13 protein-coding genes are annotated in these 15,555 nt (G+C 64.0%); 4 read left to right on the top strand and 9 right to left on the bottom strand.

Annotated elements, in window-relative coordinates; translation table 11 throughout:
* Positions 1-126: 126 nt before the first annotated feature.
* Positions 127-1,866 (bottom strand): 2-isopropylmalate synthase, encoded by a 1,740-nt coding sequence (gene leuA, locus LB571_RS06005; RefSeq protein ID WP_224592912.1) that lies wholly within the window; start codon positions 1,864-1,866, stop codon positions 127-129.
* Positions 1,867-2,267: 401 nt separating this feature from the next.
* Here leuA and LB571_RS06000 point away from each other — a divergent pair, with 401 nt between their 5' ends.
* Together LB571_RS06000 and LB571_RS05995 are read left to right on the top strand one after the other, a co-directional pair.
* Positions 2,268-3,434 carry an acetyl-CoA carboxylase biotin carboxylase subunit family protein gene (locus tag LB571_RS06000; protein ID WP_224592909.1) on the top strand — a complete coding sequence of 389 codons (1,167 nt, stop codon included), beginning with the start codon at positions 2,268-2,270 and terminating at the stop codon, positions 3,432-3,434.
* Between the two features lie 3 nt (positions 3,435-3,437).
* Positions 3,438-4,214, top strand: coding sequence for an esterase family protein (locus LB571_RS05995; RefSeq protein ID WP_224592907.1), 777 nt, complete (start codon positions 3,438-3,440; stop codon positions 4,212-4,214).
* Positions 4,215-4,253: 39 nt separating this feature from the next.
* Here the strand turns inward: LB571_RS05995 and LB571_RS05990 are convergent, their stop codons facing one another.
* Complete coding sequence (locus LB571_RS05990) at positions 4,254-5,789, bottom strand: MFS transporter (RefSeq protein WP_224592904.1); 1,536 nt, start codon at positions 5,787-5,789, stop codon at positions 4,254-4,256.
* Positions 5,790-5,932: 143 nt separating this feature from the next.
* On the opposite strand from LB571_RS05990, the gene LB571_RS05985 reads away from it, so the two are divergent.
* A complete protein-coding gene (locus tag LB571_RS05985; RefSeq protein ID WP_041163681.1) occupies positions 5,933-6,820 on the top strand; it encodes a LysR family transcriptional regulator in 888 nt (295 codons plus the stop codon).
* A 23-nt stretch (positions 6,821-6,843) separates the two neighbouring features.
* Here the strand turns inward: LB571_RS05985 and LB571_RS05980 are convergent, their stop codons facing one another.
* The 4 genes from LB571_RS05980 to LB571_RS05965 form a co-directional block, all read right to left on the bottom strand.
* Positions 6,844-7,947, bottom strand: coding sequence for an AbrB family transcriptional regulator (locus LB571_RS05980; protein WP_224592901.1), 1,104 nt, complete (start codon positions 7,945-7,947; stop codon positions 6,844-6,846).
* Positions 7,948-8,026: 79 nt separating this feature from the next.
* The gene (locus LB571_RS05975) at positions 8,027-8,335 is read right to left on the bottom strand and encodes a putative quinol monooxygenase (protein WP_023770344.1); all 309 of its coding nucleotides are present in this window, start codon (positions 8,333-8,335) and stop codon (positions 8,027-8,029) included.
* 58 nt (positions 8,336-8,393) lie between these two features.
* Positions 8,394-9,179 carry an SDR family NAD(P)-dependent oxidoreductase gene (locus LB571_RS05970; RefSeq protein ID WP_140721621.1) on the bottom strand — a complete coding sequence of 262 codons (786 nt, stop codon included), beginning with the start codon at positions 9,177-9,179 and terminating at the stop codon, positions 8,394-8,396.
* A 71-nt stretch (positions 9,180-9,250) separates the two neighbouring features.
* Complete coding sequence (locus tag LB571_RS05965) at positions 9,251-9,688, bottom strand: DsrE family protein (protein WP_015316019.1); 438 nt, start codon at positions 9,686-9,688, stop codon at positions 9,251-9,253.
* Between the two features lie 101 nt (positions 9,689-9,789).
* On the opposite strand from LB571_RS05965, the gene LB571_RS05960 reads away from it, so the two are divergent.
* Entirely contained in the window at positions 9,790-10,887 is a 1,098-nt protein-coding gene (locus tag LB571_RS05960) for a hypothetical protein (RefSeq protein ID WP_140721624.1), read from the top strand.
* 172 nt (positions 10,888-11,059) lie between these two features.
* Here the strand turns inward: LB571_RS05960 and LB571_RS05955 are convergent, their stop codons facing one another.
* The 3 genes from LB571_RS05955 to LB571_RS05945 form a co-directional block, all read right to left on the bottom strand.
* Entirely contained in the window at positions 11,060-12,007 is a 948-nt protein-coding gene (locus tag LB571_RS05955; protein WP_224592898.1) for a cation diffusion facilitator family transporter, read from the bottom strand.
* A 5-nt stretch (positions 12,008-12,012) separates the two neighbouring features.
* The gene (locus LB571_RS05950) at positions 12,013-14,202 is read right to left on the bottom strand and encodes an anthranilate synthase (protein ID WP_224592896.1); all 2,190 of its coding nucleotides are present in this window, start codon (positions 14,200-14,202) and stop codon (positions 12,013-12,015) included.
* A gap of 221 nt (positions 14,203-14,423) precedes the next feature.
* Positions 14,424-15,479: a succinylglutamate desuccinylase/aspartoacylase family protein gene (locus LB571_RS05945; RefSeq protein WP_140617657.1), complete on the bottom strand. Its 1,056-nt coding sequence runs from the start codon at positions 15,477-15,479 to the stop codon at positions 14,424-14,426.
* Between the last annotated feature and the right edge of the window lie 76 nt (positions 15,480-15,555).

Raw genomic sequence — 15,555 nt, 5'->3', positions numbered from 1 at the left:
CCGCGCGCGACAGGATGGCCAGGATGCCGGAGCAATCCTTATTGAATCCCATGGATGCCAAGACCTTGTTCAGGCCCGAAGGATGGCGGCGCGAGAGCCAATCCCGGCTCTCGCCCCGACGGTAAACTATCGCGCGTTGCGGCCGACGATACGATTGGCCGCTGACGTTACCGCTTCCAGTGAGGCAGCGACGATGTTGGTGTTGATGCCGGCGCCGAACAGCTTGCCGCCGGGATATTCCATCTCGACATAGGAGATAGCCGACGCATTCGAGCCGCGCTGCATCGAATGCTCGGAATAATCGAGCACCGACATCTCGACGCCGACATGGCGTGACAGCGCATCGACGAAGCCGTCGATCGGGCCGGTGCCGGTGCCTGATATCGTCACTTCCTTGCCGTTGTCGAGGATGACCGCCTCGACCACGCGCCGGCCCTTCACCTCGGTGGCCGGGTAAGTGTGATGATCGAGGAATTTCAGGCGGGCGCCAGGCTGGTCGACATAGGTTTCGAGGAAGCGGTCATGAATACGCTTGGCCGGCACTTCCTTGCCTTCGGCGTCGGTGATCGCCTGGATAGCCTGACTGAATTCGATCTGCAGGTTGCGCGGCAAATTGAGGCCGTAATCGGCCTGCAGCACATAGGCAATGCCGCCCTTGCCCGACTGCGAGTTGATGCGGATGATGGCCTCATAGCTGCGGCCGACATCGGCCGGATCGATTGGCAGGTATGGCACTTCCCAGCGCGGTGTGTTGGCCTTCTTCAAGGCCTTCATGCCCTTGTTGATGGCGTCCTGGTGCGAGCCGGAAAAAGCAGTGTAGACGAGTTCGCCGACATAGGGGTGGCGCTCGGGAATCTTCAGCTGGTTCGAATATTCGTAGACATCCTTCATCCGGTTGATGTCGGAGCAGTCGATGCCCGGATCGACGCCTTGCGTGTACATGTTGAGCGCCAAGGTGACGATGTCGACATTGCCGGTGCGCTCGCCATTGCCGAACAGCGTGCCCTCGACGCGGTCGGCGCCAGCCATCAAGCCGAGTTCGGTGGTGGCGATGCCGGTGCCACGATCATTGTGCGGATGCAGCGAGATGATCAGGTTTTCGCGGTTGTCGAGATTGCGGCACATCCACTCGATGCGGTCGGCATAGATGTTGGGCGTCGACATCTCGACCGTCGACGGCAGGTTGATGATCAGCTTGTTGTCGGGTGTTGGCCTGACGATCTCGGTGACGGCGTTGCAGATCTCCAGAGCGACCTCGAGTTCGGTGCCGGTGAAGCTCTCCGGCGAATATTCGAAGCGATAGCCGCCGCCGGCCTTGGCAGCCATGTCGGTGATCATCTTGGCCGCGTCGGTCGCGATACGCTTTATGCCGCCGACATCTTTCTCGAAGACGACGCGACGCTGCAACTCGCTGGTCGAGTTGTAGAAATGCACGATCGGGTTGGTGGCGCCCTTCAGCGCCTCGAAGGTGCGGCTGATCAGTTCAGGCCGGCACTGCACCAGCACCTGCAACGACACATCGGCCGGCACGTTGCCTTGCTCGATGCACCAGCGCGCGAAGTCGAAATCGGTCTGCGAAGCCGAGGGGAAGCCGATCTCGATTTCCTTGAAGCCCATGTCGAGCAGCAGGCCGAACATGCGCGCCTTGCGCTCGTGGCCCATGGGATCGATCAGCGCCTGGTTGCCGTCGCGCAGGTCGACCGAGCACCAGATCGGCGCCTTGTCGATCACCTTCGAGGGCCAGGTCCGGTCGGTGAGGCCGACGGTCGGGTAGGGTTGATATTTGCGGGCTGCGTCCGGCATGCCCCGGCCAACTTGCTTGCCGGTCGCGGCCTCGCTGGCGCGGATGTCTTCTCGTGCGTTCATCGTTGTTTCTCCCGGCGGCTGGCGGGTCCACCTTTCAGGCGGATGTGGAGCCAAGCGGCGCCTTTACCAGAATTTCGTTCGCTTGATATGATTTGCCAAGGAGCATGCGCTTGCGCGGCGGTTCGACCGCCGGGCGCTCCTTCAGCGAACCCGGCGATCGCCGATAAGGCCGAGAAGAAGCAGGGTCGAGGCAAGCGCGCGCACGGTCTCGGCGGCAAAGCCGGTCTGACGGGAAGCGGTGGTGGCGCGCGTATTCATGGCCGCTCTCATACAGGAGCGGCCTGTTGGAGGCAAGCGGGCCGGCCCCCGTCGAATTTTATCTTAACGCGGATGCTCTTCCCCGCGCGCCGCAAATGCGCCAGACTTGGCTTCCGGCGGGGTGCCGTCGGCAGGGGGCGTTCATGAATTTCGTGTTCTTCTCGCCGCATTTTCCCGCCAATGGCGCCGATTTCTGCGACCGGCTGAAGAAGGCCGGTGCAACCGTGCTCGGCATTGGCGATGCGCCCTACGATGCGCTCGACGGCAAGCTGAAGCAGGTGCTTTCGGAATACTATCGCGTCGCCGACATGGAGGATTGCGAGCCGGTGTTCCGGGCGATAGGCCATTTCATCCACAAATGGGGCCGCATCGACCGGTTCGAATCGCTCAACGAGCACTGGCTGGAGCTGGAAGCCAACATCCGCACCGACTTCAACATCTACGGCACCAAGCTCGATTTCGTGAAGAATCTGAAGCGCAAGAGCCGCATGCGCGCCTTCTTCCGCAAGAGCGGTGTCGAGACGATCGCGCAGCGCAAATGCTCCGACCGGGCCGGCGCCATGACCTTCATTCGCCGCGTCGGCTACCCCGTGGTGGTGAAGCCGGATTCGGGCTCCGGCGCTTCGAACACGTTCAAGATCTCCAATGCGAAAGAGCTCGACCAGTTCTTCCGGGACAAGCCGGAGGACGTGACCTTCGTCATGGAGCAGTTCATCGAAGGGCTGGTGGTGACCTATGACGGATTGATCAACCGCGACGGCGAGGTGGTGCTGGCGGCCAGCCATCGCTACGACCAGAGCGTCATGGACGTGGTCAACAAGGACCGCCACATGAGCTACACCTGCTTTCCCCGGATCAGGCCTGCCGTCGAGGAGGCCGGCCGCAAGATCCTGAAAGCATTCGACGTGCGCGAGCGCTTTTTCCACATCGAACTGTTCGAGACCAGGGACGACCGCATCATCGCGCTGGAGGTCAACATGCGGCCGCCCGGCGCCTGGATGACCGACGCGATCAACTACACGTTCGACATCGATGTCTACGCGGCATGGGCGGACATGGTGGTCAAGGATGCCGTCGGCGGCCCCTATGAGGGCAAGTATTTCACCGCCTATGCCAGCCGCAAGCGCCACCTCGACTATTTGCACAGCCATGCGGACGTGCTAGCCGCCCACCGCGACAAGATCGTCCATCATCAGCCGATAGAAGAGGTTTTCAGCCGGGCCATGGGAAATTACGCCTACCAGATGCGCTCGAAGGATCAGGCTGATCTGCGCGAGGCGGTGGCCTATATCCACGCCGAAAAGGCTTGAGGCATGGACATTTCCTATCACAAGGTCTTCGCCCGCAATCTCGGCCGCGACATGGAGTACAAGCGCTACGGGCATGCCGGCCGGCCGGTCGTGGTGTTCCCGACCTCGCAGGGCCGGTTCTACCAGTTCGAGGATTCCGGCGGAGTGGGGGCGCTCGCCGAGTTCATCGATACCGGCCGCATCCAGCTGTTCACCGTCGACGGCATCGATACAGAATCCTTCTTCGCCAGGGATGTCGATACCGCGCATCGCATCGAGCGGCACGAGGCCTATTTCCGCTATCTGCGCGAGGAGGCGCTGCCGGAATTTCTGGAAACCGCCGCGCAAGCCAATGGCGGACGGCGGTTGAAGCCGCTGTTCTCGGGCTGTTCGATGGGCGGCTACCATTCCTCGAACTTCGTCTTCCGGTTTCCCGAGCTCGCCAGCGGCGTCATCTCGCTGTCGGGTGTCTATTCGGCCCGCGATTTCTTCGGCAAGGCGCTCGACGGCGACATCTTCTACAATTCGCCGCTCGATTATCTGCCAGGGATCGTCGACCCGAAACTGCTGGCGCGGCTGAAGGCGCTCAGGCTGATCTTCTGCTGCGGGCAGGGCGCATGGGAAGAGCGCATGCTGGTCGAGACCCGCCAGCTGGAACAGATACTGCGCGACAAATCCATTCCGGCCTGGGTCGACTATTGGGGCGGCGACGTCAGCCATGACTGGCCGTGGTGGCACAAGCAGCTGGCTTATTTCTTCGGCCGCTGGCTGGATGACGATCTGATGCACAGGCTGGACTAAGGTGCATTGATATTCAGCTGGCCTGCGAATGGCTGACGCCTACCCCTCCTGGCAGGCCGGCAGGGGTGCGGTCTGGTGCTCCGCCGCGGATCCGCGGCGCAGACCGAGAAAGACGACGAGGGCGGTGACGATGGTGATTGCCGCCAGCACGATCAGCAGCCTGTCGAACGCCGTTTCGTAGGCCTCGACCAGCACGGCGGCGCCAGCCGCCGGCAAATGGTGCGCGGTTCCACCGACATTGCCGGTCACCAGCAATTGCGCCGCGGCGGCCGCGTCGCTGGAAGGCGCAGCGCCCCGAGCGGCGAGTTGCGCGGCGGTAAAGCCTGACAGGGTCGCCATGACGATGGCCAGCGCCACACCTTCGCAAGCGACACGGGTGGTGTTGAAGATGCCGACCGCCATCCCGGCCCGCTCCGTCGGCACGACGCTGACGGCGAGCCCGTCCATCAACCCCCAAGGCAAGGCGATGCCGACGCCGATCAGGATCAGTGGCGCGACCAGCGCAACCTCAACCGGGGGCGTCAGGCTCAGCCAGACCAGGCCGGCCGCCGCGACGAGCAGGCCGACGCCGCAGATCGTGGCCGGAGCGATCCAGCGCGCCAGCTGGCCGGCGAGCAAGGGCAGGAACAACAACGGTCCGGAGAGGCAGATCATCAATTGCCCGGCCTTGATCTCGCTCATCCCCTCGATGCCGATGAAGCGGATCGGTAAAAGTACGAGCAGGACGACGAAGCCATAGGCGGGCGCCGCCGCAAGAAACTGGACGCCGACGAAGCGAGGAAAGCGAAACAGGGTGAGATCGAGCATCGGCCGGCGCACGCGCCGCTCGGCGACGACAAACAGCACAAAGCAAAGGACGGCGACGCCGAGAAGCGTTGCCACCAGCGGGTCGGTCCAGCCGCTCTGGGGTGCCTGGAGCACGCCATAGGTCAGCGAGGCCAGCGCGAAGGTGAACGTGGCGGCGCCCGCCCAGTCGAGGCCGGAAGCATCCGGATCACGCGATTCCCTGATGGTGCGCAGGCCGAGGGTTGCCGAGCCAGCCGCGAGCGCCATCACCAGAACAAAGATCGACCGCCAGCCGAAGGCGGCGATGAGCAGGCCGGAGGCGATCGGGCCGAAGGCCAGCCCGATGCCGAAACTGGTGCCGAGGAAGGAGAAGGCGCGCAGCCGCGATGGTCCCTCGAATTCCTGGGCAAGTGCGGAGGCGCCGCCGGCGAAGGCCAAGGCACTGCCGAGCCCTTGCGCGGCCCTGAAGATGTCGAACCAGGCGATGTCGGACGCCAGCATCGCGCCGAGCGAAGCGAATATGTAGAGGGCAAGACCGACGAGGAAGATCCGCTTGCGGCCATGATTATCGGCCAGCGCTCCGGCCGCCATCAGGCTGGCGGCGAAGGTCAGCATAAAGGCGTTGGTCACCCAGTTGAGCGTGATCGGGCTGCCGCCGAGATCGGCCGCGATGCGGGAGAGCGCGACGGCCGGGCCGGTGAAGGTCAGAGGCATCGTCATCGCGGCAAGGCATACCGACAAGAGCACGAGCCATCGCCCGGCCGGGCCGGTGGTGGTCTTCAAGGTCATGGGTTTTTCCTATCTGAGCGGTCTGCGCCGGCGCGCAACCGCGGCGCCGATCATGCGGACCAAGATAGGTCAGAGACAGATCAGGAATAATAGTATTAAATATCCTGATATAACGGACTGAAACGCTCGAATGGAGCAGCATGATGGATCGCCTCAGCGGCCTTCTGGCTTTCGCCCGCACCGCCGAGTTCGGCAGCTTCGTCGCCGCCGGCCGGGCGCTCGGCATCTCCGCTTCAGCGGTCGGCAAAAGCGTCGCGCGGCTCGAACAGGAACTCGGCGTGCGGCTGCTGCAGCGCTCCACGCGGCGGATCGGCCTGACGGAGGAGGGCAAGCTGTTCAACGACCGCGTGCGGCGCATCCTCGACGACATCGACGATGCCGAGGCAATGCTGTCGCGGACAAGGGAGACGCCGCGTGGGCGGTTGCGCGTCTCGACCCCGATCGTCACCTACCATCTTTTGCTGCCGGTGCTGTCGGAGTTCATGGCCCGCTATCCCGAGATCGAGCTCGATATCGATTTCAACGACCGGATCGTCGACGTCATCGAGGAAGGCATCGACGTCGCCATCCGCAGCGGCGAGCTGCCCGATTCACGATTGGTGTCCAGACCCATTGCGCCCTTCCGCATGCTGCTGTGCGCGGCACCCTCCTACCTCGATCGCCATGGCACTCCCGGCGTGCCGGCGGATCTCATCAGGCATTTCGGCATAAACTTCCGCTATCTCAACAGCGGCAGGCTGCTGGACTGGCCGTTCATTACCGGGAGCGCCCAACCGCTGATCCGTTCAATGTTGACCTGCAACAACATGGAAGCTTTGAAAGGCGCCACGATCGCCGGACTCGGCATCGCCTGCATGCCCGATTTCCTGGTGCGGGACGCGTTGCGCGAGGACCGGCTGCGCACCGTGCTCGACGATCATGTCGACGGCCGTGGCCAGTTCCGGATGCTATGGCCCTCCAATCGCCATCTGTCGCCAAAGGTGCGCGTCTTCGTCGATTTCCTGCCCGAACGCCTGGCAGCCGCGCGATAGCGGTGCCCTGGTGGCAGCCCTCATCATTCCCTGATGCTTCTGGCTACCAGCCGGGCAATGCTCGGGCCGACAAGCAGCACGATCAGGAAGCGCGCCGACTGCAGGGCCATGACAAAGGAGATGTCGACGTTCTGCGCGGCGGCGGCGATGATGGCGACGCTGTCCATGCCGCCAGGGCTGGTCGCCAGATAGGCGGTCAGCGGGTCGACGCCGGCGAGCCGGCTGATGAGGAAGGCAAGGCCGCCGCAAAAGGCGATCAGCGCGACGATCGAAGCGATGATCTGCGGCAAAGCGCGTGCCGCGTGGCGCAGGATCGGCCTGGTGAAGTTCAGGCCGATCGCCCACCCGACCATCGCGTAACTGACCGCCAGCAGCCATTGCGGCAATTGCATCGGCACCCCGAGGCCGAGGTGGATGACTGTGCCGAAGATGAAGCTGCCGAGGAAGAAGGGCGAAGGCAGCCGGCAAAGCCTGCCCGCGAGGCCGCCGACGAGCGCCATGCCGATGGTGGCGGCGAAGGGTTGCGGATCGATCTCGGGGAACCAGACGACGGGCGGGACCTCGATGCCCGAGGTGTCGACCCACATCTTGGCGACGAGGGCTGCCGTCATCGAGACGAAGATGACGCGCAGATACTGCATGAAGGCGACAAGGCGCTGGTCGGCGCCGAAGGCGCCGGCCATCAGCACCATGGCGGTGGCGGCCCCCGGCGAAGAACCCCAGACGGCGGTGGTGCCCGGCAGGATGCGCCAGCGGCTGATCAGCCAGCCAAGCAGGCTCGAGGCCGCGACGGTGGCGATCACCACGCCGAGGAACAGCGGCCATTCCTTGTAGAAGACCGGGAAGATATCGGCCGAGATCGAAGCCGCGACGAGGCAGCCGACGACAGCCTGGGCGGCGCCGAACAGAAGCCGCGGCACACGCACCGCGGCACCGTTGGTGCCGGCGACGATGGCCGCCAGCATCGGTCCGATCAGCAGCGCCGCCGGCAAAGCGGCGAGTTCCAGCGCGCCGGCGAAGAGCGCGGAGATGACCAGCAGGATGAGCCACTGCCAAGGCTTGCTCAGCCGCGTCATGCGCTCGATGGCGGGTTGGTCGGAAGATGGCTGCTCGGCCTGGGAATCCATGTTCTGGTCTAACCCCAGACGCGAAAAATGCGAACGCAAGTGCGCCTGAAAAAGCACGTTTCCGCCTCGGGCGCCCGCCTTAGCCCGTTTTGGCTTCAGCCAAGCCGAAGCCGCCCACCGGATGCGTTTCCACCTGGAATTCGAAGCCGCCGATGAAGGGGCGCGCCTTGGCGATCGCCGCCTGGACTTCGGGAAGCTGCAGCGAGGCCTTGTGGCTCGCCTGATCGGTCCACACCTCGGTCACCCAGATCGCGTCGGCATCGGCCGGATCGGTGGCGATGATATAGCTGAGGCAGCCGGGCAGGGCGCCAGTGCTCTCACGCAGCACGGTCATGACTGCGTCGCGTTGGCCACGCGCCGCCCGCATCTTGCCGATCAGTCCATACATGTCCTCGTCTCCCCCTGGGTTGGCGCGAAAGGAGTGTGTCCAGTATGCCGGTCGCCGGTCAAGGCATCAACTGGCCGCCATTGACTTCGATCACCTGGCCGGTGACGTAGCCGCTCAACAGGTCCGATGAGAGGAACAGATAGGCGCCGACGCAATCTTGCGCCGTGCCGGCACGGCCCTGCGGGATGGTGGCGACCATGCCCTTCATCTGCTCGTCGGTCGAATAGCGTTCGTGGAAGGGGGTGAGGATGGTGCCCGGCGCCACGGCGTTGACGCGGATGCCGAAGCCGATCAGTTCCTTGGCCATGCCGCGCGTCACGTTGGAGACGAAGGCCTTGGCCGAGCCGTAAAGGCCAGCGCCGCCGCCCGCCCCGTTGCGCGCGGCGATCGACGAGGTGTTGACGATGAAGCCGCCCTGTTTTTTCAGCCACGGGATCGCCTTGCGCGAGGCGGTCAGCACCGAGCGTGCGTTGAGGTCCATCACCGCGTCGTAATGCGCCTCGGTCTGCTCGGCGTAGGGCACGCGGCCAAGCATGCCGCCGGCATTGTTGACCAGCCCGTCGAGCCAGCCGAAATGCCGCGCGCTGTCCTCGACGACGCGTTCGACATCGGCAGGGAGAGAAAAGTCGCCCTGGACGAGGAACACCTCGCCGCCGCCGTCGCGAATGGTCTGGCCGAGTTTCTCGGCGGCGTCGCGGCTGGAATTGTAGTGCAGCGCCACCTTGCATTTCTGCCCGGCATAAGCGAGCGCGAGCGCCGCGCCGATGCCGGTCGAGGCGCCGGTGACCAGCACCGCCTTGCCGGCGAGGTCGGGGATGACAAGACCAAGGGCTGTCTCTGGCACTGCTGTTCCTCCGGGGGATTTCCAAGTTTCTTGGCGGGTGTTGCCACCCTTGCATTCAAGTCAGTGCCGCTTCAAGGCCTGAGATAGACATAGCCCTGGCTTTGCAGTTCGGCGAGCTTGACGACGCCACCCCTGTCGGCGGCATGGAAGCCATCGAGCAAGTCGGCGAGCGTAATATCCATGCCGTGCATGGTGTTGCCGCAGGCATGCGGGTCGAGCCCTTGCTGGACAAGACCGGTAAAGCGCCCCGAAATCGCCGCCGATATGCCCTTCGACTTGAAGCCGGCAAGCGCCGGACCATGCACGACCAGCGCGATATCGACGTTGCCGCCGGTGCCCTCATAGTGGTTCTTGATGTTGCCGAGCACGAAATTGACCTTGTCGAGGTCGCTGAGGTGATAGGCGACCTTCAGCCTGGCAGGCTCGGTGGTTGCCGCCTGCACCGCCCGCAGGCCGAGAAGCGTCCCGGCTCCGGCGAGAGCCGCGTGGAACATGTCACGTCGGCGCATGGCGTGCCTCCCTGGCTTGCCGGCTCAGCGCGATTTGCTTGGCCGCGGCCGCAATACTAGCATAAATTGACGTTACGTCCTGTCGATGCGGAGAGGGGCACATGGCGTTCAGGGAATGGAAGACGTTTGCCAGCGCCGGATTTGGCGCCGCACTGCTTGGCGGACTTGTGGGTTCTGCTTTTGCCGACAATGCGCTCAAACTCACCGAACTCAGCCCCAACGGGGCGGACGCCTGTTTCGGCCGGGTCTATGACGCGGCGCACCTCAAGGCGCGTCCGAAGCAGAAGGTGACGCGGATTTTCTTTTACTACGGCCATGATCCGGTCAGCCGTCCGAATGAGGAACCGAACGCGAATTCCGATACTTCCTACAATGGGTTCCTAAGCACCACGGTGCGTGGCGCCAAGGCGCCGGAATGGGCCGGAGGCTGGTGCAATCACGAGTCCGAGGATGGCAAATCGGGCCCGATCCGTTGCGGCATGGACTGCGACCGTACCCTGGCGTCGCTGAAGGTCGACGGCAAGGGCCGGCTGATCCTGTCGGACCTGTCGTCCGACATCTACCTCGACGCCGGTTCGGAAGAAGAACTCGGCGCGGCTGAATACGACAGGCAGGCGCTTGGCAAGGAAGACGACAATTTCCGCCTCGATCCGATGCCGGCGGCGACCTGCAAGGCTGAATTCGCCCGCATCGATCCGATCGACCCGGCGCTCGGGCCGCCGCTGCGCGAGCGGCTGAAGCCAGACCAGGCCTTCTGCTACGGGCGCGACTATGACGCTGCGCATATGAGTTCGCATCCCGAGCAACTGACGCAGTCGATCCGGGTGTTTCGAGGACCGGTCGAACTGGCGTCCTTCGCCTCGGGAGGCGACGCCGCGAGCTGGCCCGACGGCGCCGACATCGTGGTCTCGGTCACGACGCGGCAGAAGGGAGCCAAGGTCACGCAGACTTATTCATGCCAGGGCGAGGCCGATCAATGGCGTTGTGCCGCGAGTTCGAAGACGAGCAATTTCTCCTGCGACATCGCGCAAAAGGAAATCTTCCTCAAGCGCGGCGCCAACGGCGCCATCACGCTTGCCAACCCCAACAGCAGCCTGGCGGTCGTCGACCTGTGCTCGAAGGCGGCCGACGGCAAGACGATGTCCGACGACAAGGTCTATCGGCTGGAGCCAATGCCACAATCCGCCTGCGCGCCGTAACCAGCGTTTCGTCATCCTTGGGTCGCCGCTACGGAGCTGCGCTCCTGCTTCGCCCAAGGATGACGAAGTCGAGAAACTCCGGTTAGCTCTTTGTTTTTACGCAATTCCGGACGGAAAGCCGCTCACGCTTTTCTTGGAATTGCTCTTCCAAGGTCAGCGACAGTGACCCGCCTCAGGCGAACGGCACCGCGGTCGTGCCCTTGGGCAGCTTGGCTTCGTCGTCGGGCTCGACATGGATGGTCACGCGCACCGAGGGGAGTTCGGCCTTCAGCGCGTCTTCGATGCGATCGCAGATGACATGGCTGGCGCCGACCGACATGTCGGCGTCGACGACCAGATGGAACTCGATGAAGGTGGCGCGGCCGGCGATGCGGGTCTTGAGATCGTGCACCTCCATGGCGCCCTTGCAATTGGCCGAGATGATGTCGCGGATGCGCATGTGCTCCGCCGTGTCGACGGCCCGGTCCATCAGGCCGTTCATCGACGAGCCGATGACATGCCAGCCCTGCCACAGGATGTTGAGCGCGACGATGACGGCCAATGCCGGGTCGAGGATCTGCCAGCCGGTCAGGATCGCTCCGACCAGGCCGCCGAAGACGCCGACCGACGTCACCACATCGGTCATGATGTGATTGCCGTCAGCGACCAGCGCCGGCGATTTCTCCGCCCGGCCCGTGCGAATCAGCATCCAGGCCCAGAAGGCGTTGATGACGGTGGCGACGCCGTTGACGGCAAGGCCTTTCCAAGGCTGTTCGAGCGGCGCCGGGGCCTGCCAGGAGCGCCAGACTTCGTTCAGAATCAAAAGCGCGGCGAGCACGATCAGCACGCCTTCCAGCACGGCGGAGAAATACTCGGCCTTGTGATGGCCGAAGGGGTGATCCTGGTCGGCCGGCTTGTGGCTGACCTGGATCGCCCAGAAAGCGGCAATCGACGCGATGACGTTCACGATCGATTCCAGCGCGTCCGAATAGAGCGCGACGGAGCCGGTCACGTACCAGGCGGCGGCTTTCAGCGCGAGCACGACAAAAGCGATCACGATCGACCAGAAGGCAAGCTTGGCGACCTTGCGCTTCGCGGCCGCCCTGGCTGCGATCGCCATCGTGTTCTCGGCTTCGGCCATTGGCGTCAGGCTGCCTTTTCCTTGGCCTTTCGCGGCAAATGCGCGACGATGTTCTCGATGATGCGCATGCCGGCATTGTGGCCGAGCGTCATGATCGATTCCGGGTGGAACTGCACCGCGGCGATCGGCTCCTTGCGGTGCTCGAAGGCCATGATGACGCCGTCTTCCGTCTCGGCCGTAACCATGAAATCGTCGGGCAGGCGTACCGGATCGGCGAAGATCGAGTGGTAGCGGCCGACGGTGACTTCCTTGGGCAGTCCGGAGAAGATGATGCCCGGCTTCGAGACGCGGATACGCGACGGCTTGCCGTGCATGGGAATGTGCAACTGCCTGAGTTCTCCGCCATAGGCTTCCGCCAGTGCCTGCAGGCCGAGGCACACGCCGAAGATCGGCAGGTCGCGCGCGCGCGCCTTTTTGATGGTCGCGGCGCAGTCGAAGTCCTTCGGCGTGCCGGGTCCGGGTGACAGCACGACGAGGTCGGGCTTCAGCCGGTCGAAGACTTCCTCCGGCACCGGCGAGCGCACGGTCGAGACATTGGCGCCGGTCTGGCGGAAGTAGTTGGCCAGCGTATGGACGAAGGAATCCTCGTGGTCGACCAAAAGGATGTTGACGCCGTCGCCGACGCGCGCCGTGGTGCGCTCGGTGCTGGTCGAATTGCCCGTCTTGGCGTCGCGGATCGCGGAGAGCATGGCGGATGCCTTCAGTTCGGTTTCAGCTTCTTCTTCCTCTGGAATGCTGTCGAAGAGCAATGTAGCGCCGGCACGAACCTCGGCGATGCCGTCCTTGATGCGGATGGTGCGCAAGGTAAGGCCGGTATTCATGTCGCCGTTGAAGTTGACCATGCCGATCGCGCCGCCATACCAGGCGCGCGGGCTTTTCTCGTTCTGCTCGATGAAGCGCATGGCCCACAGTTTCGGTGCGCCGGTGACGGTGACCGCCCAGGCGTGCGAGAGAAACGCGTCGAAAGCGTCCATGCCTTCACGCAAGCGGCCCTCGATGTGGTCGACGGTGTGGATCAGGCGCGAATACATCTCGATCTGGCGGCGGCCGATGACGCGTACAGAACCCGGCTCGCAGACCCTGGACTTGTCGTTGCGATCGACGTCCGAGCACATTGTGAGCTCGGATTCGTCCTTCTTCGAATTGAGCAGCTTCAGGATCTGCTCGCTATCGGAAATGGCGTCGTCGCCGCGTTTGATGGTGCCGGAGATCGGACAGGTCTCGACGCGGCGGCCGTTGACGCGCACGAACATCTCCGGCGACGCACCGATCAGGTATTCGTTCTCGCCCAGGTTGATGAAGAAGGAATAGGGCGACGGGTTGATGGACTTCAGCTTGCGCGAAATCTCGGAGGGCTGGGTCTCGCAACGCTCGTAGAACATCTGGCCGGGGACGACCTCGAACAGGTCGCCACGCTTGAACGAGTCCATCGCGCGGCGCACCAGATTGGCGTATTCGCCGGACTCATGGTCGCCGCGTGGCGGGATGCGGTCGGCGGTCCTGAACGGCTCGGCGATTTGGTCGCGTGGCAGGCCTTCGGTCGAAAAACCTTCGCCCGCATAGTCGTAGCGATCGGTCCAGGCCTTGGCCGAGTAGTGGTCGACGACCAGAATCTCGTCGGGCAGGAACAACACCAGGTCGCGCTGGCTTTGCTTGCGCACGAGCGTGTGGTCGACCGGGTCGAACTGGAAGGCAAGGTCGTAGCCGAAGGCGCCGTAGAGACCGAGATTGGCGTCTTCCGCCGTCTTGAACAGCGCGGTGATGGCGCGCAGCACAGTGAAGACCGAGGGAACGCGGCTGCGTTCCTCCTCGGTGAAGACACGGCCGGGTTTGGCGACATCGAGGCGGATCAGCTTTTTCGAGGTCTCGGCGATCGTGACCTCGGCGAGGCCGCCCAGTGTCCTGCCGATGACCGGCAACAGCGCCTCGCCACGGCCGTTCAGCGCCTCGATACGCATGGCGCGGCCGCGTGCCGAGATGACCAGCGGCGGATCGATGATGGCCGTATCCCAGCGCGTGTAGCGGCCGGGATATTCGTAGTTCGAGGAAAATACCGCGCCCCGGCGCGAGTTCAGTCCGTCGACATAAGTGTCGATCGCGCCTTCATAAGGGCGGCCGTGGCGCTCGCGGGTGATGGTGATGCCACCCGCCGTCGCGAAGCTTTCAGCGCCGTTTTCCAGAACCTTCAACGTCATTGCCGTCTCCATCAGCTACTTGGGCAACGGACCCGGGAATGGCTTTAAAAAACAAATGGCCGCCCGGACATTCCGTTGCGGCCACCCTCTATTTTCACGCGCACGCGTTCGAACAGGCCGCTGTCAGCAGGCCCACCACCAAATGGTCTTGATCGAACGCATGTTCATGGCGATTCCCTTAGCGGCGATTGGGCGGCCGCGCAACTGGATTCGACGCAGGCTCAATCCTCCAGCGTGCCCGACCTCGCATCGGCGCTCTTCCTGTCGCCAACCAGTTTCAACAGGTCTTCGCCGGAGCGGATGATGCGGCGCGAGCGGCGGGTCAGGATGATGCCGTCCTGCGGCGCGAACACTTCCGTGCGGCCATCGGCCTCGCCTGGCGCGTGAACGATGGTAGCGAGCCGCGCGCCCCTGGTGACGCGGTCGCCGGGTTTGACGTCGTAGAGGACCGCACCGCCACGGGGCGCCGGCATCATGTCGATATTTTCCAGAGGTGCCGCGACGCCCTTGAAGGGGCCGGGCGCGGGCAGGGCGGTGTCGGATATCACGCCGCGCGCCACCAGCAGCCGGTAGAGGCCTTCGGCGTCGGACTTGGCCAGCGCGCCGTCGACATCGAGAATGCCGCGATATTCGACAGTGGTGGCGACGCGCCTGTCGAACTTCGCCACATCGGCCGATGCGTTCTGGTAGGGCATGATCGAAGCGCCCTCGAAGGTGCCGTCGGTATCCTCGCTCCACAGCACCACGGCATCGACGCCCATGGCGGCGGCGCAATCGGCCATCCCGGGCCACAGGCTGGTGTGGACGTAGAGATAGGCAAGACCCTCATCGTCGCAGTGCAGGTCGAGCACGATGTCATGGCCGAGCGAAAGCTGCACCAGGCGCGACTTCAGCCGCTGGTCGGCGCCGCCAAAGGTGGCGTCCGGCAAGAGCCTGGCGTCGGGCGCGGCCAGCAGCGGAAAGCCGCGGTTGAAGTTGGTGCGGGTGCCGAGATGAAAGCGACCCTGGTGCTCGCCGAAATGGTATTGCGCGCGGCCGATCGGGTTGGCCCAGGGCACGATGGTGATGTTGCCCCTGATGCGACCCTCGGCCTCGGCCTTGTTCAGCATCGGCATCAATGCATCGATGGCGACGACGCCAGGCAATTCGCCGGCATGGAGCGCTGCCTGCAGGTAGGCCGAAGGTGCTGTCTTGTCGGCGCCGGCCAAGCGGAGCACCGGGAATTCGTAGGAAACGCCGTCGCTGTCGCCGGCGATGCGTTCGATCGATTTCTGCATGACGTTCTCCATGAAAGCGAGAAGACATGCCCATTGGAAGGTACCGATGTCGATTGGTCCAGCCCGCCGCGCCATG

The sequence above is a fragment of the Mesorhizobium sp. BR1-1-4 genome (genome assembly GCF_020165375.1).
In the GTDB taxonomy this organism is placed as follows: Bacteria; Pseudomonadota; Alphaproteobacteria; order Rhizobiales; family Rhizobiaceae; genus Mesorhizobium; species Mesorhizobium australicum.
This window is presented reverse-complemented; position numbering and strand designations above follow the sequence as displayed.

Excerpts from the sequence above, each read along its gene's own strand:
- LB571_RS05980 (WP_224592901.1), bottom strand. The coding sequence starts at position 7,947 with ATGGATTCCCAGGCCGAGCAGCCATCTTCCGACCAACCCGCCATCGAG.
- LB571_RS05945 (WP_140617657.1), bottom strand. The coding sequence starts at position 15,479 with ATGCAGAAATCGATCGAACGCATCGCCGGCGACAGCGACGGCGTTTCC.
- LB571_RS05955 (WP_224592898.1), bottom strand. The coding sequence starts at position 12,007 with ATGGCCGAAGCCGAGAACACGATGGCGATCGCAGCCAGGGCGGCCGCG.
- LB571_RS05995 (WP_224592907.1), top strand. The coding sequence starts at position 3,438 with ATGGACATTTCCTATCACAAGGTCTTCGCCCGCAATCTCGGCCGCGAC.
- LB571_RS05975 (WP_023770344.1), bottom strand. The coding sequence starts at position 8,335 with ATGTATGGACTGATCGGCAAGATGCGGGCGGCGCGTGGCCAACGCGAC.
- LB571_RS05965 (WP_015316019.1), bottom strand. The coding sequence starts at position 9,688 with ATGCGCCGACGTGACATGTTCCACGCGGCTCTCGCCGGAGCCGGGACG.
- leuA (WP_224592912.1), bottom strand. The coding sequence starts at position 1,866 with ATGAACGCACGAGAAGACATCCGCGCCAGCGAGGCCGCGACCGGCAAG.
- LB571_RS05960 (WP_140721624.1), top strand. The coding sequence starts at position 9,790 with ATGGCGTTCAGGGAATGGAAGACGTTTGCCAGCGCCGGATTTGGCGCC.
- LB571_RS06000 (WP_224592909.1), top strand. The coding sequence starts at position 2,268 with ATGAATTTCGTGTTCTTCTCGCCGCATTTTCCCGCCAATGGCGCCGAT.
- LB571_RS05985 (WP_041163681.1), top strand. The coding sequence starts at position 5,933 with ATGGATCGCCTCAGCGGCCTTCTGGCTTTCGCCCGCACCGCCGAGTTC.
- LB571_RS05990 (WP_224592904.1), bottom strand. The coding sequence starts at position 5,789 with ATGACCTTGAAGACCACCACCGGCCCGGCCGGGCGATGGCTCGTGCTC.
- LB571_RS05950 (WP_224592896.1), bottom strand. The coding sequence starts at position 14,202 with ATGACGTTGAAGGTTCTGGAAAACGGCGCTGAAAGCTTCGCGACGGCG.